The following is a 23,706-nucleotide window of genomic DNA, read 5'->3' as shown; positions in this document are numbered from 1 at the left end:
CAGCCCTCCGGGGGGCTGGGTGTTGTCACGGACGGCCCAACCGCTGCATCCGAGCCTCCTCATCCATGACTCGAAGGAAACGAGCGAGGATGTCCATCGTCTTGACGCTTCTGGCCAGGAAGATGGTCGAGCGCCTTCCGTTGGCGGCGCGGCATGCCGCGTCATGACCGAGGGCGCGCAGTGTGATCGAGGTTCCTTCGCGGCCTGCAGTGAGGTACACCTCTACGGCCCACCTGCCGAACCCCAGTCGCCCCGAGCCAGACCCTGCGAGGCCTACGTCCGGTCGACCCACGAGAGGGTCATGCGGACTGCCGCCCCCGGCGATGACGTCGACGTCCGCGCGGAGGTACACGAGGAAACCATCGAGATGTCGGAGCGCGACCTTCAGGTCGCAGATGGTTTCCAGCTCCACGAGTTGGTCCACCATCGGTGCGGTCTCCATTTGCTGCGGACAGGTGGCGGGCGTCATGGCTCTTCTCCAGGGTCGGTACAGTCCGGGCTCGCGGTGTGCTTCCACTCTCCGGGGCGGACGTTGAGCCACGCTTACGCCGGTCTCACGGTTCGATGACATTCCGTCCTGGCCGACCGGGCCCTCGTCTGTGCCTCCACCGGCCGCGTCACCCGACGGTGTGATGGCTGCGGCCCCCCGGGCGGCCCGGCTGGCCCGGCTGGCCCAGCAGCACGGTGCCCTGGGGTTGCCGAGGAGAGGACCCGGGTGGATGTGGCGTCTACACGCCCCGTGGCGATGCGGACACCCGTCCGGGATGCACCTCCCGGCCGGACGTGCCCCGCTGGTGGGAGCGCTGGGCCGGTCTCCCGGGGCCGAACCGTCGGGGGATGAGCGGACCGTCAGGTCCGGGGTAGCTGCAGGGTGAAGCTCGAGCCCTGCCCGGGGCCGGGACTGTGGGCCTGCAGGGTGCCGCCGTGGGCCTGCACCAGGGCACGACTGATGGCCAGCCCCAGCCCGGACCCGGGACCGGCCTCCCGGCCCGTGCGGGCCCGGTAGAACCGGTTGAACACGTGCGGGAGATCCTCCGGCGCGATGCCCTCCCCGGTGTCGGTCACGGCGATGGTCACCGCCTCGGGGGCGTCGTGGGTGTGCACGGTGATCGTGCCCCCGACAGGCGTGTGGCGCAGGGCGTTGGCCAGCAGATTGGCCAGCACCTGGCCGATCCGTCCGCGGTCCATGGGCACCGGCTCGGGCACCGGGCCCGAGGACTCGGTGGCCAGGGTGATGTCCCGGGCGGCGGCCTGCTGCTGGACGGCAGCAAGGGCCTCGGCGATCACCGTGGCCGGGTGCTGTCTGGCGAGACGCAGGTCCACCAGGCCTTCCTCGGCCCGGGTGAGCTGCCGGATGTCCCCGGCCAGGCGCTCCAGCCGGCCGATCTGGGAGTACAGGACTCCGGTGGTCTCCTGGTCGAAATCCACCACCCCGTCCTCGACGCCCTCGACGTGGACCTTGATGCTGGCCAGCGGGGTGCGCATCTCGTGGGCCAGGTCGGCCAGCATCTGGCGCCGCGTGGAGTCCACCGCCTCGAGCCGGGCGGCCATGTCGTTGAACGAGGAGGCCAGGGCGTCGAACTCGGGTCCCAGCCGGGGCGGGCCCAGCTGCACCCGATAGTCACCCGAGGCCACCTGACGGGCCGCGGTGGAAAAACGGGTCAGGGAGCGGCCGATCGTGCGGTACAGGTAGAGGCTGAGCCCCACCGCGATGCCCAGGGCCGGCAGGCCACCGATGAGCAGTCCGCTGAGACTGACCGTCCGGAACGCCTCCTGCATGTGGACCTGGCCGACCATCTCGGCCTCATGGGCATGATGGTTCGCCACCAGCACGTCATGGAACATGGACGGCCCCAGACCCACCACAGCCCACAGCACCAACGCCAGACCCATCGCCAGCACCGCAACCTGGGCCAGGATCAGCCGCACCGTCAAGGGGTGCCAAGATCTCCCCGGGGCCGGAACCGCGGCGCTCACCGGCCATCTCCCATCCGGTAGCCGATCCCACGGACCGTCTCGATGAACCGCGGCGCGCCCGCCCGGTCCCGCAGTTTCTTCCGCAGCCGGGCCACGTGCACGTCCACCACGTGCTCCTCCCCGATCCACTCGGTATTCCAGATCGTCTGCACCAGTTGGCGGCGGCTGAGCACCTGACCGGGGCGTTCCACCAGGGCCAGCAGTAGGTCGAACTCGATCCGCGTCACCTCGACCGCCGCGCCGTCCACACAGACCCGGCGCCCAGCCCGGTCCACCACCAAGGCTCCGACCCGGGTCACGGTGGCCTCCGGTCCGGGCGGGGGCGCCGGGGCCGTGTCCAGGTGGTGGAGCCGCCGCAACCGGGCCTGGATCCGGGCGACCAGTTCCCGCGCGCTGAACGGCTTGGTCATGTAATCGTCGGCTCCCATGGAGAGGCCAATGATCTTGTCCATCTCATCGTCGCGCGCGGTGAGCATCAGCACATGGCAGGTGGAGAAGGTGCGCACCTGACGGCACACCTCCAGTCCGTCCAGCCCGGGCAGTCCCAAGTCGAGCACGAGCACGTCCGGGTCGAAGTCCCGGACCGCCTGCACCGCCTCGGCTCCGTCCTGGCACGTCGCGACCTCGAGCCCGGCGGTGAGCAGGTACTTCTCGACCATGCGCACCAAGGTGGGCTCGTCGTCGACCACGAGCACGCGCCCGGTTTGACTTGCAGACATCAGCACTCCTTCACGCCCGCACCCCTGCGGCCCCGGTGACACCGCCTCATCCTCAGGGGTTGCTGCAGTCATTGTGACTGACCGGCGGATCCTCCTGCGTCCGAGGACCCGTTCGCTCACCACGGCCCGGTGAGCGTGCCCCGGCGCCCGGCGACCCCAGCGCCGGGCCTTCAGGGCGGGCGCGCACCGTTCCGAAGGCGAGTGCGGGGCGGGACCCGGTGCGATGAACCGTCATCAAAACGTGAGGTTCCCGCACAGGTCCCGCCATGTCCGCATCGAAGGCTGGAAGGGTCCCAGGATTCTGTGTCCCCCGGTCAGCACAAGGAGGGGCACCGAGAGCCACCCGACGACCACCGGGGCGACCGATCACAGCGTGGTCACAGCCGCGGCACACCTCAGAACAACCCACGCCGGGTGTTCTGGACACCAGGCCAGTAATGCTTCGAGCCATGTCAGACCCCCCCGACCGGCTAAGACGAGGAACCATGATGAGTGCACACGACGTCTCACGAGAAGTGGTCGCGGATCCCCGTGCGACCACGAAGATCAAGCCCAGGAAACGGCTGGTCGGGGTGGACGCCGCCCGCGGTCTGGCGCTGATCGGGTTGATGGCCGCCCACATCCTGCCCGAAACCGATGAGGTCACCCACGAGCCGACCCTGGTGTTCTCCCTCGTCAACGGCAACTCGGCCGCGCTGTTCGCACTGCTGGCAGGGGTCGGACTGGCCCTGTCCACCGGCGGGGCCACCCCGCACCGGGGCCGTCGGATGCACGCGAACCGGGCCGGGTTGGCGGTGCGGGCCGGGCTGGTCGGGCTCATCGGCCTGGTGGTGGCGGCCATCCTGCCCTGGGACCCGCCGGCCTACGGGATCCTGGTCTACTACGCGGTGTTCTTCCTGCTGGCCCTCCCCTTCCTGCACCTCTCGGCTCGGACCCTGTTCGGGGCGGCGGCGGTCTTCGCCCTCACCGGCCCCGTGCTGATGCAGAAGCTGGAACCGGTGCTGCCGGAGTCCTCGGACTACAACCACACCCTGGTGACCGTGTTCACCGAACCGCTGGGGACCGCCTCCGAGCTGCTGCTCACGGGTGTGTACCCCGCGGTGCCGTACCTGGCCTACATCCTCACCGGCCTGGCCCTGGGCCGGTTGAACCTGCGCAGCCCCCGGACCCAGGCCATCATCGCCGGCACCGGAGCGCTCGTGGCCCTGGGCGCCCAGCTGCTCTCGGCCCTGTTGCTGCGCGTGGCCGGGGGTTACCAGGCGCTGCTGGACAGCGACGGGTTGTCCCCCGACGAGCTGGACGAGGCCCTGGCCTACAGCACCGGTGTACTGCCGGGCACCTCCGGGTGGTGGTTGACCATCGTCACCGGGCACAGCAACGCCCCGCTGGCCATCGCCTCCAGCCTGGGGATCGGCATGGTGGTGCTGGGTTTTTGCCTGCTGCTGGGAGCCCGGGCCGGGCGATGGCTGACCCCGCTGGCGGCCATGGGATCCATGACCCTGACCCTGTACACCGCACACCTGCTCGCCCTGGCCCCCGAGGTCCACTACCACGACCCGGAACTGTGGTTCGCCCTGCACCTGGGTGTCGCTGCCGTCGTCGCCTGGTTCTGGACCCGCCGCTTCGGTCGGGGCCCCCTGGAGGCTGTCGTCGCCCGCGCCGTCATCGGCACCCGGGCCGTGGTGACCGACGGTTCACCGGGGGCCTACCCCGGTGGCCGCACCTCCACACGGTCCGGCGGCCTCACACAGGAGACCCCACCGCCCTCCGGGACGGACCCGGCCGGCCGCCAGGACGACGGTCACGTCGACCACGCCCCCGCACGGCCCCCTTCGCCCGGCAATTCACGACTGACGCCCCCGCTCCCCGGGCCCTAGACCCGGCACGCGCCCCTGCCGCCCTGCGGGCAGGAGACCGAAGCGGCAGCGGAGTCCACGACGGCCAGGCCGGAGGTCTCCGGAGTGGCCGGAACGGGGGGGTGGAGGCGTCGTGACCACCAGTCTCCCCCGTGTCTGCACCGGCCGTGCCTCGTGCCGGAGCCGGGGCCGGGGCCGGTCGGGATGGTATGACTGGGGCATGTCGACGCAGACGGGCCACGGTGCTGTCCTGCAGGCCCTGGCCCTGAGGGATATCCGCCGCAACCGGGTGGTGGCGGGTTTCGCGGTGGCCGTCCTGGTCCCGGCGATGGTGCAGTGGTGCGTGATGGCGTGGGGCAGTGACCTGACCGCGGCCTCGCTGCTGCAGCTCACTGGGGCGGTAGGGGCGGCCCTGCTCGGGGGTATCGTCCCGGGGCTGCTGGCGGCGCTGTGGGCGACCTTGCTGCTGAACTACTTCATGGTCCAGCCCACGGGGTCCCTGTTCATCCACGATGCCACCACCGTGGTCTCCCTGGCGTGCTTCGTGGTGGTCTCGGCCGCGGTGGCGGCGGTGGTGCACCTGTCGGAGCGGCGGCTGGCGCAGGCGCGGCGGGCCCGGGCCGAGGCGGCGGTGCTCAACCGGCTGGCTCTGGTGGTCGTGGCCGCCCGGGACCCGGTGTCCAGTCTGCTGGCCCAGGCCCAGGAGGTCCTCGGCGCGGAGGGCGTGGCACTGTTCGTCCGTCCCGCCGGGGACGGCCCGGCGGGTGGGGACCGCACGGTGGTGAAGGGGGCATGGGAACGACGCGCGGGAGTCGGGTACGCCCCGGAGTCACCGGAGGGGGCGGCAGTCGTGGAACCGGTGGATGAGGGCACCGTGCTGGTCCTTTGGGGCCCGGCGCTGTCCTCGGAGCAGCGGGGACTGCTCCGGGCGTTCACCGCGCAGCTGGTCGCGGTGCGGGACCGCCAGCGGCTGGCGGTCAGCCTGGACGAGAACCGGGCGCTCGCCCAGGACAACCGGATGCGCACCTCGATCCTGCAGGCGGTCAGCCACGACCTGCGCACCCCGCTGGCCGGGATCAAGCTGGCGGCGAGCAGCCTGCTCCAGCCACATGCCCGGTTCGGCCCCGGGCAGCAGCGGGAACTGCTGGACACCATCGAGGCCTACGCCGATCAGCTGTCGAGCATGGTCGAGAACCTGCTGGACCTGTCCCGGATCACCGGTGGCGCCGTCGCCGTGGTGCTGGGGCCGGCGCGGTGGCGGGACGTGCTGCCAGGGGCCCTGCGGGCGGTGCCGACCGGTTCGGTCGAGGTCCAGGACATGGAGGCGGTGGCGCAGGTGGTCGCCGATGCGGGCCTGGTCGAGCGCGTGATCGCGAACCTGGTCGAGAACGCCGTCCGCCACGCCCCCGGTGCCCGGATCACCGTGGCGGCCCGGGACACCGCGGAGGACGACGGGTCGAGGTGCGGGGAACTACGGGTCGTCGACTCCGGAGCTGTCCCCTCGGTGGCGCTGCCGGGCGACCTCGAGGAATTGTTCATCCCGTTCCAGCGCTTCGGTGACGCCGGCGGCGCTGGCACGGGACTGGGACTGGCGGTGGCCCGCGGCCTCACCGAGGCCATGGGCGGGACCCTGCACGCCGAGCGGACCCCCGGAGGCGGGCTGACGATGGTGCTGCGCCTGCCCCAGGCAGAACGGGCACCGGACCTCGACCGGCCGGACGGCGGGGACGACGAGGCCGGACGATGACGACGGTCCTGGTCATCGAGGACGAACGCCCGCTGTTGCGGGCCCTGCAGCTGGCGCTGCAGGCCAACGGGTACACCGTCGTGACCGCCCCGACCGCCAGCAGCGCCCTGGCCTCACTGTCCCAGGAAGCGGTGGACGTGATCGTGCTGGACCTGGGGTTGCCGGACCTGGACGGCCAGGACCTGATCCCCCGGGTGCGCACCATGACGACCGTCCCCCTCCTGGTGCTCTCGGCCCGGCACGCCTCCGCCCAGAAGGTCGCGGCCCTCGACGCCGGGGCCGATGACTACGTCACCAAGCCCTTCGGTCTGGAGGAACTGCTCGCACGGCTCCGGGCGGTCCTGCGCCGCCGCGGTGCCGAGGACGGGACCCCACGCGTGGACACGGCGGATTTCACCGTTGACTTCTCGGCCCGCCGCGCGGTGCGGGACGGGGCCGAGGTGCGCCTGACGCCGACCGAGTGGAGGATCCTGGAGGTGCTCACGGCCAGCCCGGGCCGGTTGGTGTCCCACCGCGACCTGCTCGAGCGGGTCTGGGGGCCGGCCTACGTCAAGGAGACCCAGTACCTGCGGGTCTACCTGGGCCAGCTGCGCCGCAAGCTCGAGGCCGACCCGGCGGCACCTCGGCACCTGATCACCGAGGCAGGCCTCGGCTACCGGTTCGACCCGTGATCGCCACCGGGACGGCGTCGGCTATCCGACGTGCACCCAGGGACGGCGGGTGAGGTCCGGTTCGGCCCGGCGCAGCACCTCGCGGGTCACCGGGGCGATCTCCCCGGCCCCGAAGACCAGGAAACGCAGCAGGTTCACGAGCGGGTCGCCCTGGGTCCAGCGGAAGTAGACGTGGGGCATCAGCCCCGTCACGTCCCGGATGTGCAGCAGCACCGCGGCGATCGCGTTGGGCACGGCCGGCCCGTGGACCTCCAGGACCTGGTAGCCGTGCCGGGTGATCCCGTGGACGGTCAGTTCGGTCTCGAACTCGGAGGAGTCCTCCACCACCACCTCCAGGAACAGGACGTTCTGCTCAGGGGCCAGGTGGTAGACGGCGCGCGCGGCGGTGAGTTTATTGGCGTAGGCGCCCTCGTCCAACCGCTGCGGCTCGTGGGCGATGAGATGGATCTGGTCGCCGTCCTCGGCGGCCAGGAACTCGACCGCAGGGGCGTCCAGGTGCACCCGGGGGGCGTGCAGTTCGAAGGACCGGCTGGCCCGGGAGGCGAACGAGACGACCAGGATGCCCAGGATGAAGATCGTGGCGATGCGCAGGCCCTCGGGGCGTTCCACGATGTTGACCGTGATGGTGTAGACGAAGACCAGGGACACCACCCCGAAGCCGGCCGCCGCACGCCACTGCCGGCGGGCCCGGGCCGAGAGGGCGACCGCGACGGCCGCGGACGTGATCAACGCCAGCACCCCCGTGGCGTAGGCCCCGCCCTGAGCATCGACGTCGGCGTCGAAGGCCACGGTGACGGCGAACGCGATCGCGGTCAGCACCAGGACCAGCGGCCTCGAGGCCCGCGCCCACTGCGGGGCCATTCCGTACCGGGGCAGGTAGCGCGGCACCAGGTTCAGCAGCCCGGCCATGGCCGAGGCCCCGGCGAACCAGAGGATCGTTATGGTACTCAGGTCGTACACGGTGCCGAACACCTCTCCCAGGTGTTCATGGGCGAGGTAGGCCAGTGCCCGCCCGTTCGCCTCGCCGCCGGGAGCGAACTCCCCGGCGGGAATGAGCACCACGGTGGCGAAGCTGGACGTCAGCAGGAAACCGCTCATGATCAGCGCCGCGGTGGTCAGCAGCCTCTGCGTCCCCGCGACCCGGCCCACCGGGTGCGCCTCGGTGTCCGAGGCGGAGCCGCGGACCTGCGGCATCACCGCCACCCCGGTCTCGAACCCGGACAGTCCCAGGGCCAGTTTCGGGAACACGAGCACCGCCGCCGCCACCGCCAGCGCCGGATTGCCCTGCGAACCCACCAGGGCACCCCACCAGTCCCCCACCACCACCGGATGGGTGAACGCCAGCACCAGGCAGGTGACGATCAGCACCGCGTTCAGGACCAGGTAGACGGCCACCACCAGCACCGCCACCCCGATGACCTCGTGGAAGCCTCGCAGGAACACCGCTCCGAGCCCGCCGAGCAGCACCAGGGTGATGGCCACCTCATGACCCTCGAGCCACCCCGGGGCCAGGGGGTTCTCCACCAGGTGTGCCGTGGCGTCGGCCGCCGAGAGGGTCATGGTGATGATGAAGCTGGTGGCCGCGAACCCCAGCAGGGCCAGCACGAACAGCTTGCCCCGCCACCGCGGCAACAGGCCCTCGAGCATCGCGATCGATCCCGAGCCGTGCGGACTCTCGGCGGCCACCCGGCGGTAGACCGGCAGCGCCCCGAACAGGGTCACCAGCACCAGCACCAGGGTGGCCAGCGGAGACAGGGCGCCGACCGCCAGGGCGGCGATGGCCGGCTGGTACCCCAGGGTGGAGAAGTAGTCGACCCCGGTCAGGCACATCACCTGCCACCACGGATGCCGTCGTTCGTTCTCCCTGACCTTGCCGTAGGGCCCGGTGTGGGCGCCGCGTACCTCCGGCAGGTCGTGCAGCAGCCAGTACCGCAGCCTCGCGTGCGGCGAGGGACGGGGACCGCGGAACTCCTCCGGGGGCCGGCTCAGCGTCGTCATCACATCGCCCTTCCGTGCCAGCTGGGACGCTGGGACGAAGCCGACAGTACTCCCGGCCACCGGACCCGGACCCGGGTCTTGATGGATCCTTTACACCACCGGCCCGGGACCGGGAGGCCGCCCGGTCATCGGCGGAGGTCGAACCGGTCGAGCTCCATGACCTTGGACCAGGCCTCCGCGAAGTCGCGCACGAACTTCTCCGGGGCATCGTCGGCGGCGTAGACCTCGGAGATGGCGCGCAACTGGGAGTGGGAACCGAAGACCAGGTCCGCGGCGGTGGCGGTCCACCTGACCTCGTCCTCGCCGAGGTCCCGGATCTCGAAGACCTCCTCGTCAGTCTCCGACGCCCTCCACTCCATGCCGGCCCGGAGCAGGTTGACGAAGAAGTCGTTGCTCAGGGTCCCGGGGCGGTCGGTGAGGACGCCGTGGGGCGACTGGCCGTGGTTGGCGCCCAGGACCCGCAGTCCCCCCACCAGCACCGTCATCTCCGGCGCCGACAGGTTCAGCATGTAGGCACGGTCGACGAGCAGGGTCTCGGGTGACAGTTCCGTCCCGGGTGTGCGGAAGTTGCGGAAGCCGTCGGCCTCCGGTTCCAGCACGGCGAAGGAGGCGACGTCGGTCTGCTCCTGGGTGGCGTCGGTACGCCCCGGGTGGAACGGGACCCGGACCTCGTGACCGGCACCGCGGGCCGCCTGTTCGACGGCCGCGCAGCCGCCGAGGACGATCAGGTCGGCCAGCGAGACCCTCGTCCCGTCGGAACGGGACGCGTTGAACTCCTGCTGGATCCCCTCGAGGACGCGCAGCACCTCGGTCAGCCGGTCCGGTTCGTTGACCGTCCAGTTGCGCTGCGGCTCCAGGCGGAGGCGGGCGCCGTTGGCCCCGCCCCGGTTGTCGGTACTCCGGAAGCTGGCGGCGGAGGCCCACGCCGTGGAGACCAGTTGCGGCACCGTCAGCCCGGACTCCAGGACGGCCGCCTTCAGACGGGCCACGTCCTCGTGGCCGATCAGTTCGTGGTCCACCTCCGGCACCGGGTCCTGCCACAACTGCGGCTCGGGGACCCAGGGACCCAGGTACCGGGAGACGGGACCCATGTCCCGGTGCAGCAGCTTGTACCAGGCTTTGGCGAACGCCTCGGCGAACTCCTCCGGGTTCTCGTGGTAGCGACGGGAGATCTTCTCGTACACCGGGTCGCTGCGCAGTGCGAGGTCGGTCGTCAGCATGGTGGGCCGGTGCTTCCTGTCCGGGTCGTGGGCGTCCGGGACGGTCTCCGGCGCGTCCTTGGCCACCCACTGGTGGGCCCCGGCCGGGCTCGTGGTCAGTTCCCACTCATGGCCGAAGAGGTTGCCGAAGAAGCCGTTACCCCACTGCGTGGGTGTGCTGGTCCAGGTGACCTCCAGACCGCTGGTGATCGCGTCGGCGCCCTTGCCCGAGCCATAGGAGCTCATCCACCCCAGACCCTGCGCGGACACCGGGCAGGCCGCCGGCTCGGGGCCCACCTGGTCGGCCGGTCCGGCGCCGTGGGTCTTGCCGAAGGTGTGCCCGCCGGCGATCAGCGCGACGGTCTCCTCGTCGTTCATGGCCATGCGGCCGAAGGTCTCGCGGATGTCGCGGGCCGCGGCCACCGGGTCCGGGTTGCCGTTGGGCCCCTCGGGGTTGACGTAGATGAGTCCCATCTGCACCGCGGCCAGCGGGCCGGAGAGCTCGCGGTCACCGGCGTACCGCTCGTCCCCCAGCCAGGTGTCCTCCGGCCCCCAGAACATCTCCTCGGGCTCCCACACGTCCTGACGCCCGAAGGCGAAGCCGAAGGTCTTGAAGCCCATGGACTCCAGTGCCACGTTCCCGGCCAGGACCAGCAGGTCGGCCCAGGAGACCTTCCGGCCGTACTTCTGCTTGATGGGCCAGAGCAGGCGCCGCGCCTTGTCCAGGTTGGCGTTGTCCGGCCAGCTGTTCAGGGGCTCGAACCGCTGGGCCCCGTCGCCGGCGCCGCCGCGGCCGTCGGCGATCCGGTAGGTGCCCGCGGAGTGCCAGCTCATCCGGATGAACAGTCCGCCGTAGTGGCCGAAGTCAGCGGGCCACCAGTCCTGGGAGCTGGTCATGAGCTCGGTCAGGTCGCGTCTGAGCTCCTCGACGTCGAGGCCCGCGAACTCGCGTGCGTAGTCGAAGTCACCGCCCAGCGGGTCGGTCGTCCTCGAGTGCTTGCGCAGCACGCCCAGGTCCAGGTGGTCGGGCCACCAGTCCTGGATGGTCCGCGGACGGTGCCGCACGGGGGTGGGTGCGTCGATGACCGGGTTCTCGCTCTCGCTGCCGTGAACGGGCGCGTCGGGGGTCGTGGACATGGGATCTTCCTTTCGGGCCGGCAGAGCCGGAATGAACCGCCCCCTGACATCCGGGGCGTCGGCTCCGCGGGGAGCGCCGGAGTGGTCTATGCAGAGGCCGGGATCCCCGAGCGCCTCCCGGCGCCGGGATCCTTCGGTCGACGGGACGACATCCACGGACTCGAAGAGACGGCGGGAAGAGGGCAGGGGAAGGGATGGCGTCGACGAGCGGGGCGATGCCGGCGCGGGAGGCGCACACGGTGTTCCTCCCGTTCACCGCGGTCCGGCCGGCCGACGAGGGCCCCTGTGGAGCGACCGGTCATCCGATCGCGCCACCACACCCCGAATTGTCGTGGCCGCCCGGGGGGCCGTCAAGCAGTCGCGGCCGCGCCGGCGACGCCCCGGGATGCGTGGGCACGCAGCCGCACGGGATCAGGTGACCCGGACCGGTCCGCGGCCCGCGGGTGGCAGCAGGAACCGGTCCGGTTCCCTGGCCAGCACCCCCGCGGAGGGGTCATAGGCCCGGGCCTGCTCGGGCGGCAACCCCTCCGGTGCGGACCGCCGGACCAGGTCTCGCCCGGGATGGCGGATGTCCCGGATCACCGAGACGCTGATCCAGATCACGGCGGCCATGTGCAGCACGATCCCGGAGCCGTACCAGAGCGGGATCCACAGGGCCCCGCCGCCGAACGCGCCGTCGGAGGTGATCCGGGCAGACTCCATCCAGACCCCGCCCCAGTGGTAGGCCTCCGCCGCCTGCCAGATCCAGAACTGCTTCCAGTCCGGGCGGGCCAGGACCACCAGCGGGATCAGCCACATCACGAACTGCGGGGAGTACACCTTGCCCAGCAGCAGGAACGCGGCCACGATCAGCAGGCACAACTGGGCCATCCGGGGCCGGGTCCGTGCCGACAGCCCGAGCCAGGCGACGCCCAGGCAGCACAGCGCGAACAACCCGTTCGAGATCAGCGAGAAGGTCTCCCCCGACCAGCCGGTCCAGGTGAAGGCCAGCCACAGCGAGGAGAAGGACACCTCACGGTCCCCGGAGAAGGTGTAGAACCGGCTCCACTGGTCGAAGGCGGTGAGCATGAACGGGACGTTGACCGCCAGCCAGGCCGCCACGCCGGCCGCGAGCGATGCGAAGAACACCCGGAGCCGTCCGGTCCGCCAGCACAGGACCAGGATGGCGCCGAAGAAGAACAGCGGGTACAGCTTCATCGCCGCTCCCAGCCCGAGCACCAGGCCCGCCAGTACGGGATGGTTCCGGGACCACAGCCACAGTCCGAGGGCTGCGAGCATGACGGCCCACAGGTCCCAGTTCAGGAACGAGGTGAGGATGATCCCGGGTGCCACGGCCACCATCAGGGCGTCCTTGGACCGGCCGCGCGCGGTGTGGGCCGTCGCGATGACCACCACGAGCCAGCACAGCAGGGCGCCCACGGCGTTGACGTCGAAGTAGGTGACGGTCCGTTCCAGCATGGTCCCCTGGGCCGGCACGAACCACGACGTCACCCCGGCCACCACGGCCAGCAGCGCGGGGTACTCCATCCACTGCTCCTCCGGCAGCGGGGTGTAGAACGGGAAGTATCCCTCTGCCAGCCCGCGGGTCGGGAACAGCTGCCCGAAGTCCGAGTAGCACATGTGGATGTGCACCCCGGGGGCCTCCCACCCGTTGATCCGGCACCACTGCTTGGACAGCAGGGCCACCACGCCGGCCAGCAGCGTGGCGAGGACCAGCACCACCAGCACGCGCCGGTCCGGGCCGTCGGCGCGGGCGGCAGGATTGCCCGGGAACGCGGGGGCGCGGGACGGTGTCCGGCCCCCACCACGGTCGGGCTGCACGGGTCGGGTCTGGCTCACTCAGGTCTCCTGGGAATTCTCGGGGGCCGCACCGGTGGGGCGGGTCCCGGCGGATGGTTTCGGGGCGCTGTGCGGGGCCCTGCCCCGGGCGTGGACCGGCGCACTGATCGCACCGCGCCGACCGGGATCCGACGTGCGGATGCGCCGGCGGCCGGTGAACGGGAACAGGGTCGAGGTCTTCGGGTCCAGGAAGACGATGAACACCATATAGGCCGCGCCCACGGCCCCGGTGATGATCCGCACCCAGAGCAGGGAGATCCACTGGGCCACGGACAACTGGTCCACCACCCCGATCGCCACCAGCACCATGACAACCAGGTACAGCGTCCAGAGCGGCCAGCCCCGCCAGCGGTGGACCACCGCGAACATCGGCAGCACCCACAGCAGGTACCAGGGCTGGATGATCGGGGCCAGGAGCACGGCCGCCGACAGCGCCAGGCCGGTGGACAGCACGGGGTTGACGGGGCGCCGGGTCAGGGCCAGCCAGGCGGTCAGCCCCATCGCCAGCACCTTGCCCGCGGCATAGACGACGTCGGCCGCGGCCCGCGCGTCGACGCCCGTCACCGACTCCGTCACCCAGCCGATCCCGAGTCCCAGCAGGCCGAACGGGGCGTAGGGGAACGCCGCGCCCCCGGAGGTGAGCATGGCCGGCACCCAGCCGAACCACAGCCCGGTCAGGCCCCCGACGGCGGCCAGCACCACCGCGGTCACGGCCAGGCATCCGGCCCAGGCCCGGGCCCGCTCCCCCCAGCCGGGCGTCCCGGCCCGGCCGCCGTCGGGTTCCGGGCCACCGGTCCCGGAGGAACCGGCCGGCCCGGCGGCGCCACCGGTCGACGTGGTCCGGTGCACCCCCGACTGGTGGGTGCCGCGCAGCAGGAGCAGTCCGGCGAAGGGCAGTGCGATCAGCGTGAGCGGTTTGATCGCGATGGACAGCGAGACCAGGACCAGTCCGCCGAGCGTGCGGGCCCGTGAGGAGTCCGGGCCGAGCAGGACGAAGCCGCACAGCAGCAGCCCGACCATCAGGGCGTCGTTGTGGATGCCGGCGATCATGTAGAGCGCGAACAGCGGATTGGCGATCGAGACCCACGTGGCCCAGCCGGGCGGGGTGCCGAAGCGGCGGGCCAGCCGGGGCACGGCCCACAGGCACAGGCCCAGGCCGAGCACGGAGACCCCGCGGAACAGCAGGAAGGCGGGCTCAGGGCTGCCCCCCGTGAGGAACCAGACCGCGCGGGCGACGAGCAGGAAGAGCGGGCCGTAGGGCGAGGGCGACTCCGCCCAGATGGAGTCCGCCCCCTGCATGAACCAGCCGGGCAGTTCCGAGATCCAGTCCTCGTACGGGTTCAGCCCTGCGTGCAGCAGCCGGCCCTGGCCGAGGTAGGAGTAGACGTCGCGCGAGAACACCGGGAAGGCCAGCATCAGGGGCGCGGCCCACAGCCAGGTCGCGCGCACCACCACGTCCCGGGACCCGTTCCACCGTCCCTCGAGCCGCTGGCCCAGCCGCAGCCAGGCCCGCACCAGCAGCAGGGAGCCCAGCACCAGCAGCACGGCGCAGGCGATCACCCCGGCCGGTTCGACCCGCAGGGGGTTGAGGATCGTGGTCCGGGCGAACAGGGAGGTGGGCGTGCTGGCCAGCCAGCCCACGCCCCACGAGCCGACCATGATCATGACCGACCCGATCAGGCCCTGCCGCAGCGAGAGGGTGGTGTCCTCATCGGCCCCGCCGATCAGCCAGCGCGTGGCCCGGAGCGTCCCGAGCCGTCCCCGCAGTCGGTCCAGCGACGCCGGGCGCGCGGGGAGGCCCGGGGGGTGGTCGGCGGCGTTCACGAAGCGGTCGATCCCGTCCGCCGGGTCTCCCGCGGTGACGGCGCGGCCGGCCGGCGGCCCCGCAACCGGGCCAGGAAGGCGCGCGCGGCCGGGCGCAGGTGCCACTCTTCCTTCATCACCGAGCTCGTCCACGGGTCGAGCAACAGGACCCACACCATGCAGGCCCAGGAGAGCAGGGTGGCCAGGTGCTTGAGCTGGTCCTCGATCCCCAGGAACTGCCAGACGAAGAGCTGGTCGGCGGCCCCGAACGCCACGAAGAAGGCGACCGTGAAGATGACCCACTTCAGTTGCCAGTCGCTGCGGATGCCGATCACCGCGAAGAACGGCAGCAGCCAGAGCAGGTACCAGGGCTGGATGATCGGGGACAGCACCACCAGGGCGGTGAAGGCCCAGGTCATGCGCTGCATCAGGTGCTCGTGGCGGCCGCGGAACATCAGCCAGACGACGATCAGGATGGACAGCAGCCTGCCACCGGTCTTGAACGCGTCCAGGACCCACTGGTCGGGGATGCCCAGCGAACCCAGGACCACCCGGGTGGCCTCGGCCATGATGCCGATGGGCGACCACGGCACGGAACCGGTGCCGGTCTCCAGCATCACGCCCAGCCAGCCGAAGCCGAAGCCGCTGAACCAGCCGACCACCACCATCAGGGCCCCGGCGATCCCGGCCGTCAGGAACCAGTAGCCGAACCGCCGGGCCCAGCTGGCGCCGCGGCCGGCCCACAGCAGGCCGATGAACGGCAGCAGCACCATGGTGATCGGCTTGATGCCGAGGGAAGCGGTCACGAACAGCACGCCGAGCAGTCCCCGGCCCGTGGCCGCGTACCAGACACCAGCCAGGGCCAGGCCCACCATCAGGGCATCGTTGTGGCCGGAGGCCACGAAGCTGATCAGGAACAGCGGGTTGGCCACCGTGATCCACTGCGCCCGGGCGGCGTTGGTGCCCAGCAGCCGGGCGAGCCGGGGCACGTAGACCATGATGAGCGCGACGCCGGCCACGGCGGCCAGGCGGAACAGGAAGATCGCGGCGTCCGGGTCGTCGGGGCCGGTCACCGCCATGACGAACTGCTCGATCCACAGGAACACCGGCCCGTAGGGGGTGTCCGTCTCCGCCCAGGTGGTGTCCGCGCCGAGCTGGAACCAGTTCGACAGGGTGGAGATGCCGTCCTCGTAGGGGTCCCGGCCGGCCAGCATGAGCCGGCCCTGGCCGATGTAGGCGAAGATGTCCCGGGAGAAGATCGGCAGGCAGGCCAGCAGCGGCAGGGTCCAGAGCGCCGTGGACAGGGTGACGATGCGCAGGGCACCCGGACCGAACGGCCGCAGCACCTTGCCCAGCCGCAGCCAGCCCCAGAACATCAGCCAGCAGCCGGAGGTCATGACCACGGTCCCGGTGATGACCCCGGACTCGGTGGTCCGCCACGGGATGAGCCAGCCCCAGCGGTTCACCGGCGAGGCGGAGGCGAGCCAGCCGACGGACAGCGAACCGGCCATGACGGCCAGCGAGCCGACGAGGCCGATGAGCACCGGGATCCACACGATGCCGGTCCATCGGGCCGGGGCCGGGGGCGTCCCGGTGCTGGGCACGCTCATCGGGGCGGCGTCCTTCCGTGCTGGGCGGGCCGTCTGCAGGGCCCTCCACAAACTACCACCGGCCGTGGGGCTACTGTGGGACGCGTGGCAGCGACAGCAGAGAACCTCGTGTGGATCGATTGTGAGATGACCGGACTGGACCCGGTGGCGGACGCCCTGGTGGAGATCGCCGTCCTGGTGACCGACCCCGAGCTCAACGTGCTCGGCGAGGGCGTGGACATCGTCATCCGGCCCCCGCAGGAGGCCCTGGACCAGATGGTCCCGTTCGTGCGGGACATGCACACCTCCTCCGGACTGCTCGAGCAGCTTCCCGGCGGCGTCTCCCTCGCCGAGGCGTCCGAGGCGTGCCTGGCGTACATCACCGAGCACTGCCCGGACCCGGGCAAGGCGGTGCTGGCCGGGAACTCGGTGGGCCAGGACAAGCTGTTCCTCACGCGCGACCTGCCGGCGATCACGGACCACCTGCACTACCGGATCGTGGACGTGTCCACGATCAAGGAACTCGCCCGCCGCTGGTACCCCAAGGCCTACTTCCAGGCACCGGCCAAGACCGGCGGTCACCGCGCCCTCGGGGACATCGTGGACTCCATCAACGAGCTGCGCTACTACCGGTCCGCCATCATGGTCCCGGCCCCGGGTCCGGACTCCAGGACGGCCCAGAAGATCGCCGCCGGACTGGACACGGTCCAGTCCTGATCCACCGGTGCGCACAGCACCCCGGAAAGCGTGTATTATGGAACGCGCTGTCCCGGTCGGTTCCACCGGCCAGGCATGGTGGGTATAGCTCAGCTGGTAGAGCGTCTGGTTGTGGTCCAGAAGGTCGCGGGTTCAAGCCCCGTTACTCACCCCAGTGAAGGCCCGGTGCGGAGGATTCCTCCACACCGGGCCTTCTGTCCCTCCCCCGGGCATCGCCCGGCGCCGCTCGCCGCCGATCCACGGCCACAGGCCCCCTCCGGTGCGGGCAGAGCCTCGTGAGACGAAAGAGACATCCACCGGAGACGCACGTCATGGACGGACACTCGCGGGGAGTCCTATGTTGGTCCCGTAGCGGACTTCCCGGTGTCAGGGGTCGGTTCACCCTCCTCACCGCGCAGTCAGACCGCGATGACCGAGGAGCAACGATGCCCGCCTTTTCCTTCCTGGACGACCTCGAGAGCCAACTCGAGTGGCAGCGGCAGCTGTACCGGGACCTGCACCGCCACCCCGAGCTGAGCCTGCAGGAGCACCGGACCGCAGAGCGGATCGAGTCCGAGCTGGCCGGGCTGGGAGTGGCCGCACAGCGGATCGGCGGGACCGGCGTCGTGGGCGTGCTGGAGAACGGGACCGGGCCCACCGTCCTGTCCCGCGCCGACATCGACGCCCTGCCGGTCACCGAGGACACCGGACTCGACTACGCCTCCACGGTGGACGGGGTCATGCACGCCTGCGGACACGACATGCACATCGTCGCCCTGCTCGGCGCGCTCCGCCTGCTCAGCGAGAACCGCGAGGCCTGGTCCGGCACCTACATCGCCCTGTTCCAGCCGGCCGAGGAGAACGCCGCCGGTGCGCAGGCCATGCTGGACGACGGACTGGTGGAGAAGCTGCCCCGGCCGGACGTGGCGCTGTCCCAGCACGTCATGCCCTTCGCGGCGGGGACGATCGGCACCGCCCCGGGGCCGGTGCTCTCGGCCGGGGACTCCCTCAGGATCACCGTGTTCGGCCGCGGGGCCCACGGATCCATGCCGCACAACGCCGTGGACCCGGTGGTCCTGTGCGCCGCGATCGTGCTGCGCCTGCAGACCATCGTCTCCCGCGAGACCCAGCCCGGGCAGTTCGCCGTGGTGACCGTGGGTGCCTCCAACGCGGGATCGAAGTCCAACATCATCCCGGACCGCGGCGAGCTGCTGCTGAACCTTCGCACCTACGACACCGCGCTGCGCGAGAAGATCATGGCCGCGATCGAACGGATCGTGCGCGGTGAGTGCGCCGCGGCCGGCTCACCCCGGGACCCCGAGTTCGAGTACTACGACCAGTTCCCGCTGACCTCCAACGACGCCGGCACCCACGCCACGGTGACCGCCGCACTGACCGGGCACTTCGGGGCGGACGTCGTGTTCGACACCCAGCCCTACACCGCGTCCGAGGACTTCAGCCGCATCCCGGACGCCTTCGGCATTCCCTACGCCTACTGGTTCGTGGGCTCCGTGCCGCCCGAGAGGTACCGTGCCGCCGTGGACGCCGGCACCGTCTCCTCGGACATCCCCGCCAACCACTCACCCTTCTTCGCCCCGGCCATCGACCCGACCCTGGCGATCGGCACCCGCGCCCAGGCGGCCGCGGCCCTGGCCTACCTGGCCCCACAGGACCGGTCCGCCTAACGGCGCCCTCACACCACAGAGACATTCCAGACGAGGGAGATCTCGCATGTCCGTCACGTCCACCACACCCGCCACCACGGCCTGGACACCGAACGACCGCTGGCTGACGGGCATCGTCCTGGCCGTCGTCACGTTCTGGCTGTTCGCCCAGACCCTGCTCAACGTCATCCCCGGCATCCGGGACGCACTGGGCATCGAGGCCACCATCGCCAACCTGGCGGTGTCCATCACCTCCCTGTTCTCCGGGATCTTCATCGTCGTGGCCGGCAGCCTGGCAGACCGGATCGGCCGGACCAGGATCCTGCTCGTCGGCATCTGGCTGGGCATCCTCGGCTCCCTGCTGATCGTGCTCACCCCCGAGGACGCCGGCGGCCTGACCTCCGCCCTGCTGCTGGGCGGGCGCGTGGTCCAGGGACTGTCCGCGGCGTGCATCATGCCCTCCTCGATGGCCCTGATCAAGCAGTTCTACGAGGGCAAGGACCGCCAGCGAGCGCTGTCGTTCTGGTCGATCGGCTCCTGGGGCGGCTCCGGGCTGTGCTCCCTGTTCGGCGGCTTCATGGCCACCACCGCGCTGGGCTGGCGTTCGATCTTCGTGCTGTCGATCATCGTCTCCTTCGCCTCACTGCTGCTGCTGCGGGGCACACCGGAGTCCAAGGCCCAGGCCCCCGAGGGCGGTTACCGGCGCTTCGACTGGGGCGGGCTGATCGCGTTCATCATCATGCTCGTGGCCATCAACGTCTACATCTCCCAGGGACCGAACATCGGCTGGCTGAGCCTCACCGGCGTCGCGCTGGTCGTGGCGGCCGTCGTCTCCGGACTGGTGTTCCTGCAGATCGAGGTGCACCAGGGCGCCCCGTTCATCGACCTGAACCTGTTCAGGAACGGCACCTTCACCGGCGCCACGCTCTCGAACTTCCTGCTCAACGGCGCCGCCGGCACGCTGATCGTGGCCCTGGGCCTGGTGCAGGTCGCCGCCGGCATGAGCGCCCTGGAGTCCGGCCTGCTGACCATCGGCTACCTGGTGGCCATCCTGGCGACCATCCGCGTGGGCGAGAAACTGCTGCAGCGCTTCGGCCCCCGCAAGCCGATGCTCTGGGGCAGCATGATCACCGGCGTCGGCATCCTGATGTGCTCCATGACCTTCCTGCTCATCGAGCAGTACATCGTCCTGACGGTCATCGGGTTCACCCTGTTCGGCATCGGCCTGGGCTTCTACGCCACCCCCTCCACGGACGCGGCCCTGTCCAACGTGCCGGACAACCAGGTCGGGGCGGCCTCGGGCATCTACAAGATGGCGTCCTCACTGGGCAACGCGATCGGCGTGGCCATCTCCGCGGCGCTCTACGTCGCCGGCCAGGCCGTGGACCCGGCCATGATCCAGTCCTGGGGCCTCTTCATCGGCAACCAGGACAACGTGGCGTTGCGCTTCGGCGGTGCGATCGGCCTGCTGTTCAATGTGTTCATGGTCGTGGTGGCCATCGCCTCGATCATCCTGACCGTGCCGACCGAGGCACAACGGGAGGCCGAGGCGCGGGCCGCCGAGCGCGCGGAGCGCAAGGACGTGCCCCCGGCGCCGATCGGCAACTGAGGCTCCCGGCGCACGGGGCGCACGGGGCGAGGACACCGGGGATGTCCTGGGTCCGCTGAGACGACGGAGGTCCTCGTGTCCACCACAACGGCATCGACGGCGGCGGTCTGGAAACCCACGGACCGCTTCCTGCTGGGGATCGTGCTGTCGGTCATCACCTTCTGGTTGTTCGCGCAGACGCTGCTCAACGTCATCCCGGGCATCCAGGACGAGCTGGGGGTCCCGCCCACCCTGGCCAACCTGGCGGTGTCCATCACCTCCCTGTTCTCCGGGATCTTCATCGTGGTCGCCGGGAAACTGGCGGACCGGCTCGGCCGGATGAGGCTGCTGCGCACCGGCATCTACCTGAGCATCCTGGGATCGCTGGCCATCGCCCTGACGCCGGTGGACCTGGGCGCGCTCACCGCGTCCCTGCTCCTGGGCGGGCGGATCCTGCAGGGACTGTCCACCGCCTGCATCATGCCGGCGGCCCTGGCGCTGCTGAAGACCTATTACGACGGCAGGGACCGGCAGCGGGCCATGTCCTTCTTCTCGATCGGCACCTGGGGCGGGTCCGGGCTGTGCTCGCTGTTCGGGGGGTTCATGGCGTTCACCGCCCTCGGCTGGCGCTCGATCTTCTGGTTGTCCATCATCGTGGCCGTCACCGCCCTGCTGCTGGTGCGCGGCACGCCGGAGTCCCGGGCCGAGCCCGGGACGCACGCGGGCTTCGACTGGTCCGGGATGATCACCTTCATCGTGGCCCTGCTGGCCATCAACGTCTACATCTCCCAGGGCCCCACCATCGGCTGGACGAGCCCGGTGGGACTGGGCCTGGTGGCGCTGACGGTGATCGCCGCCATCACCTTCCTCCGGATCGAGACGCGCCAGAAGCAGACGTTCATCAACCTGCAGCTGTTCCGGGACCGGGCCTTCTCCGGGGCGGTCCTGTCCAACTTCCTGCTCAACAGTGCGGCCGGCACGCTGATCGTGGTGCTGGGACTGGTGCAGATGGCCTCCGGCTGGACCGCGCTCCAGGCCGGGACCCTGACCATCGGCTACCTGGCGGCCATCCTGGCGACCATCCGCGTGGGTGAGAAGCTGCTGCAGCGCTTCGGCCCGCGCAAGCCGATGATCTGGGGTGCCGTCATCACGGGGGCCGGCATCCTGATGTGCTCCATGACCTTCCTGCTGCTGGAGCAGTACGTGGTGCTGACCGTCATCGGGTTCACCCTGTTCGGCATCGGCCTGGGCTTCTACGCGACCCCGTCCCTGGACACCGCCATGGCGTCCGTGCCGCTCAGCGAGGGCGGCGCGGCCGGCGGCATCTACAAGATGGCCTCCTCGCTGGGCAACGCCATGGGAGTGGCCATCTCCGCCACGCTGTACGCGGCGGGGCGCGGGGTGGATCCGGCCATCATCCAGTCCTGGGGCCTGTTCATCGGCAACCAGGACAACGTCGCCCTGCGGTTCGGCGGGGCGATCGGCCTGCTGTTCAACGTCTTCATGGTCAGCGTCGCGCTCGTGTCCATCATCCTCACCATCCCGAAGGAACAGGTCGAGGTGAGCCACGTGCAGGAGTCGGCCCGGGCCCCGCGCCAGGACGTGGCCCCGCCGCCGATCGGCAACTGACACCGGGTGCCGGTCCCGGCGGGTGCCGGACCCGGCCCGGACACGGACCGGAGGGGCCCCGGACGCGGATAGACTGGACTGCGTTCTCGTCCCAGAAGGAGCCCCGCCACCATGACCATCCGTCCGATCACCATCCACGGCGAGCCGATCCTGCACCGCCGGGCATCGGAGGTCACGGCGGTCGACGCGGAGATCAGGACCCTCGTCGAGGACATGTTCGAGACCCAGGACGCCGCACGCGGCGTGGGGCTCGCCGCTCCCCAGGTCGGCGTCGGACTGCGCATCTTCACCTGGACCTTCGAGGACTCCGGTGAGGCGCCACCGCGCGGTCACGTGATCAACCCGGTCCTGACGCGCATCGGGAGGACCTCCCAGGAGGACCCGGACCCGGACGAGGAGTCCGAGGGCTGCCTGTCCGTCCCCGGCTACAGCTTCCCGCTCAAGCGGTCCGACCATGTCCGCCTCACCGGCCAGGACGTGGACGGCCACGAGATCGACTTCGAGGCCACCGGCTGGTTCGCCCGCGTCATGCAGCACGAGTACGACCACCTCGACGGGTACCTCTACATCAACCGGCTCAACGGCAAGTGGACCCGCCGGTGGAAGAAGAGCCTGCGTCGCGAGGGCTGGACCGTCCCCGGGAACACCTGGCTGCCGGGCACCGACCGCGACCCCTTCGGCCACGACGACGTCACCGAGGACGACCAGCAGACGCCGTAGTCTCGGCTGCATGCCCTCCGCAGAGCCCGCCTTCGTCGACCGCACCCGCGCCTCGCCGTGGGGACTGGCCGCGGCCGCCGGTGTCTGTGCCTCCGCGGTGGTGCTCTTCGCGTTCCTGCTCCCCGGTTGGGGCCATGCCCTGCTCGTGCTCAGCGTCCTGCTCGCCTGGCGGGTGGACGCCGGGCTCGGGCGGGACCTGACCCTCATCGGGGCGGGCATCGCCATCGTCAGCACCACCTCGGTGGAGGCCGACCTGCGCTGGGACCGGTTCTTCCTCCTCGGCGCGGTGCTCACCGCCGCCGTGGCCGTGCCGCTGCTGCTGGACCGGTTCTGGCTCCGCCGCCGCGTGATCGTCTTCCCGTGGCGCACCGGCACCCCGTGGACCAGGGTGCAGTGGTCCTACGTGATCGCGGTGCCGGTCCTGGGCTGGGCGATCCTGCCGGCCTACTTCATCCACTCCGGCAGCTACCAGAACTGGCCGCACGTGCAGGAGCCCTCCGAGCTGGCCCGGTTCTTCGTGGGCGTGAACTTCGTCGGCCTGTGGGACGAGCTGTTCTTCATCTGCACCTGCTTCGCCCTGCTCCGCCGGCACTTCGGGCTGTGGACGGCGAACGTCCTGCAGGCGATGGTCTTCGTGTCGTTCCTGTGGGAACTGGGCTACCGGTCGTGGGGTCCGCTGCTGACCGTCCCGTTCGCGCTGCTGCAGGGATGGATCTTCAACCGCACCCGCAACCTGACCTACGTGGTGGTGGTCCACCTGCTCTTCGACGTCGTCGTGTTCCTGGCGATCGTGCACGCCCACAACCCGGACGCGCTGCGCATCTTCGTCTACTGACGGCCCCGGACGGCACGACGGCGGCCGGTCGCCTCCCTC

17 protein-coding genes and 1 tRNA gene are annotated in these 23,706 nt (G+C 70.8%); 10 read left to right on the top strand and 8 right to left on the bottom strand.

Features of this window, described 5'->3' with window-relative positions; genetic code table 11:
- Positions 1–25 precede the first annotated feature (25 nt).
- From PLJ28_RS07265 to PLJ28_RS07255, 3 genes are all read right to left on the bottom strand, one after another.
- Positions 26–469 (bottom strand): hypothetical protein, encoded by a 444-nt coding sequence (locus PLJ28_RS07265; protein WP_183525150.1) that lies wholly within the window; start codon positions 467–469, stop codon positions 26–28.
- 380 nt (positions 470–849) lie between these two features.
- Positions 850–1,929 (bottom strand): sensor histidine kinase, encoded by a 1,080-nt coding sequence (locus PLJ28_RS07260; protein ID WP_324590009.1) that lies wholly within the window; start codon positions 1,927–1,929, stop codon positions 850–852.
- A gap of 44 nt (positions 1,930–1,973) precedes the next feature.
- On the bottom strand, positions 1,974–2,696 hold the full coding sequence (locus tag PLJ28_RS07255) for a response regulator (RefSeq protein ID WP_183525147.1): 723 nt from the start codon (positions 2,694–2,696) through the stop codon (positions 1,974–1,976).
- Positions 2,697–3,181: 485 nt separating this feature from the next.
- Here PLJ28_RS07255 and PLJ28_RS07250 point away from each other — a divergent pair, with 485 nt between their 5' ends.
- From PLJ28_RS07250 to PLJ28_RS07240, 3 genes are all read left to right on the top strand, one after another.
- Positions 3,182–4,573, top strand: coding sequence for a DUF418 domain-containing protein (locus tag PLJ28_RS07250; protein WP_255459417.1), 1,392 nt, complete (start codon positions 3,182–3,184; stop codon positions 4,571–4,573).
- 199 nt (positions 4,574–4,772) lie between these two features.
- The gene (locus PLJ28_RS07245) at positions 4,773–6,299 is read left to right on the top strand and encodes a sensor histidine kinase (RefSeq protein WP_183525143.1); all 1,527 of its coding nucleotides are present in this window, start codon (positions 4,773–4,775) and stop codon (positions 6,297–6,299) included.
- On the top strand, positions 6,296–6,970 hold the full coding sequence (locus tag PLJ28_RS07240) for a response regulator (RefSeq protein WP_298044307.1): 675 nt from the start codon (positions 6,296–6,298) through the stop codon (positions 6,968–6,970). Before PLJ28_RS07245 ends, PLJ28_RS07240 begins: the two co-directional genes overlap by 4 nt.
- A 21-nt stretch (positions 6,971–6,991) precedes the next feature.
- Here PLJ28_RS07240 and PLJ28_RS07235 read toward each other — a convergent pair whose 3' ends face one another.
- The 5 genes from PLJ28_RS07235 to mptB (PLJ28_RS07215) all read right to left on the bottom strand — a co-directional run bounded on the left by PLJ28_RS07235 (position 6,992) and on the right by mptB (PLJ28_RS07215) (position 16,556).
- Positions 6,992–8,968 (bottom strand): APC family permease, encoded by a 1,977-nt coding sequence (locus PLJ28_RS07235; RefSeq protein WP_324590006.1) that lies wholly within the window; start codon positions 8,966–8,968, stop codon positions 6,992–6,994.
- Between the two features lie 125 nt (positions 8,969–9,093).
- Positions 9,094–11,304, bottom strand: coding sequence for a catalase/peroxidase HPI (katG, locus tag PLJ28_RS07230; RefSeq protein ID WP_183525137.1), 2,211 nt, complete (start codon positions 11,302–11,304; stop codon positions 9,094–9,096).
- 411 nt (positions 11,305–11,715) lie between these two features.
- Positions 11,716–13,143 (bottom strand): glycosyltransferase family 87 protein, encoded by a 1,428-nt coding sequence (locus tag PLJ28_RS07225; RefSeq protein WP_183525134.1) that lies wholly within the window; start codon positions 13,141–13,143, stop codon positions 11,716–11,718.
- Positions 13,144–15,072 (bottom strand): polyprenol phosphomannose-dependent alpha 1,6 mannosyltransferase MptB, encoded by a 1,929-nt coding sequence (gene mptB / locus PLJ28_RS07220; RefSeq protein WP_183525132.1) that lies wholly within the window; start codon positions 15,070–15,072, stop codon positions 13,144–13,146.
- On the bottom strand, positions 14,964–16,556 hold the full coding sequence (gene mptB / locus PLJ28_RS07215) for a polyprenol phosphomannose-dependent alpha 1,6 mannosyltransferase MptB (RefSeq protein WP_183525129.1): 1,593 nt from the start codon (positions 16,554–16,556) through the stop codon (positions 14,964–14,966). Before mptB (PLJ28_RS07215) ends, mptB (PLJ28_RS07220) begins: the two co-directional genes overlap by 109 nt.
- A gap of 126 nt (positions 16,557–16,682) precedes the next feature.
- Here mptB (PLJ28_RS07215) and orn point away from each other — a divergent pair, with 126 nt between their 5' ends.
- The 7 genes from orn (at position 16,683) to PLJ28_RS07180 (ending at position 23,667) form a co-directional block, all read left to right on the top strand.
- A complete protein-coding gene (gene orn / locus PLJ28_RS07210; RefSeq protein ID WP_370577163.1) occupies positions 16,683–17,252 on the top strand; it encodes an oligoribonuclease in 570 nt (189 codons plus the stop codon).
- A 78-nt stretch (positions 17,253–17,330) separates the two neighbouring features.
- Positions 17,331–17,406, top strand: a tRNA-His gene (locus PLJ28_RS07205).
- Between the two features lie 271 nt (positions 17,407–17,677).
- Entirely contained in the window at positions 17,678–18,916 is a 1,239-nt protein-coding gene (locus PLJ28_RS07200) for an amidohydrolase (protein WP_183524945.1), read from the top strand.
- A 46-nt stretch (positions 18,917–18,962) separates the two neighbouring features.
- Positions 18,963–20,504, top strand: a complete 1,542-nt coding sequence (locus PLJ28_RS07195) for an MFS transporter (RefSeq protein ID WP_183524943.1) — start codon at positions 18,963–18,965, stop codon at positions 20,502–20,504.
- Between the two features lie 75 nt (positions 20,505–20,579).
- Positions 20,580–22,112, top strand: coding sequence for an MFS transporter (locus tag PLJ28_RS07190; RefSeq protein WP_183524940.1), 1,533 nt, complete (start codon positions 20,580–20,582; stop codon positions 22,110–22,112).
- Positions 22,113–22,223: 111 nt separating this feature from the next.
- Entirely contained in the window at positions 22,224–22,832 is a 609-nt protein-coding gene (gene def / locus PLJ28_RS07185) for a peptide deformylase (RefSeq protein WP_183524937.1), read from the top strand.
- A gap of 10 nt (positions 22,833–22,842) precedes the next feature.
- Positions 22,843–23,667 (top strand): CPBP family intramembrane glutamic endopeptidase, encoded by an 825-nt coding sequence (locus PLJ28_RS07180; protein WP_183524934.1) that lies wholly within the window; start codon positions 22,843–22,845, stop codon positions 23,665–23,667.
- The last annotated feature ends 39 nt before the right edge of the window (positions 23,668–23,706 follow it).

This window comes from Citricoccus sp., from assembly GCF_035445025.1.
Classification (GTDB): Bacteria; Actinomycetota; Actinomycetes; order Actinomycetales; family Micrococcaceae; genus Citricoccus.
Note: the sequence above shows the minus strand (reverse complement) of the source record. Positions and strands in the feature narration are given on the sequence as shown.

What these genes read in the sequence shown, in the direction of transcription:
- PLJ28_RS07265 (WP_183525150.1), bottom strand. Translation starts at nt 469, where the DNA reads ATGACGCCCGCCACCTGTCCGCAGCAAATGGAGACCGCACCGATGGTG.
- PLJ28_RS07255 (WP_183525147.1), bottom strand. Translation starts at nt 2,696, where the DNA reads ATGTCTGCAAGTCAAACCGGGCGCGTGCTCGTGGTCGACGACGAGCCC.
- PLJ28_RS07250 (WP_255459417.1), top strand. Translation starts at nt 3,182, where the DNA reads ATGATGAGTGCACACGACGTCTCACGAGAAGTGGTCGCGGATCCCCGT.
- PLJ28_RS07245 (WP_183525143.1), top strand. Translation starts at nt 4,773, where the DNA reads ATGTCGACGCAGACGGGCCACGGTGCTGTCCTGCAGGCCCTGGCCCTG.
- PLJ28_RS07240 (WP_298044307.1), top strand. Translation starts at nt 6,296, where the DNA reads ATGACGACGGTCCTGGTCATCGAGGACGAACGCCCGCTGTTGCGGGCC.
- PLJ28_RS07235 (WP_324590006.1), bottom strand. Translation starts at nt 8,968, where the DNA reads ATGACGACGCTGAGCCGGCCCCCGGAGGAGTTCCGCGGTCCCCGTCCC.
- katG (WP_183525137.1), bottom strand. Translation starts at nt 11,304, where the DNA reads ATGTCCACGACCCCCGACGCGCCCGTTCACGGCAGCGAGAGCGAGAAC.
- mptB (WP_183525129.1), bottom strand. Translation starts at nt 16,556, where the DNA reads ATGAGCGTGCCCAGCACCGGGACGCCCCCGGCCCCGGCCCGATGGACC.
- orn (WP_370577163.1), top strand. Translation starts at nt 16,683, where the DNA reads ATGACCGGACTGGACCCGGTGGCGGACGCCCTGGTGGAGATCGCCGTC.
- PLJ28_RS07200 (WP_183524945.1), top strand. Translation starts at nt 17,678, where the DNA reads ATGCCCGCCTTTTCCTTCCTGGACGACCTCGAGAGCCAACTCGAGTGG.
- PLJ28_RS07195 (WP_183524943.1), top strand. Translation starts at nt 18,963, where the DNA reads ATGTCCGTCACGTCCACCACACCCGCCACCACGGCCTGGACACCGAAC.
- def (WP_183524937.1), top strand. Translation starts at nt 22,224, where the DNA reads ATGACCATCCGTCCGATCACCATCCACGGCGAGCCGATCCTGCACCGC.
- PLJ28_RS07180 (WP_183524934.1), top strand. Translation starts at nt 22,843, where the DNA reads ATGCCCTCCGCAGAGCCCGCCTTCGTCGACCGCACCCGCGCCTCGCCG.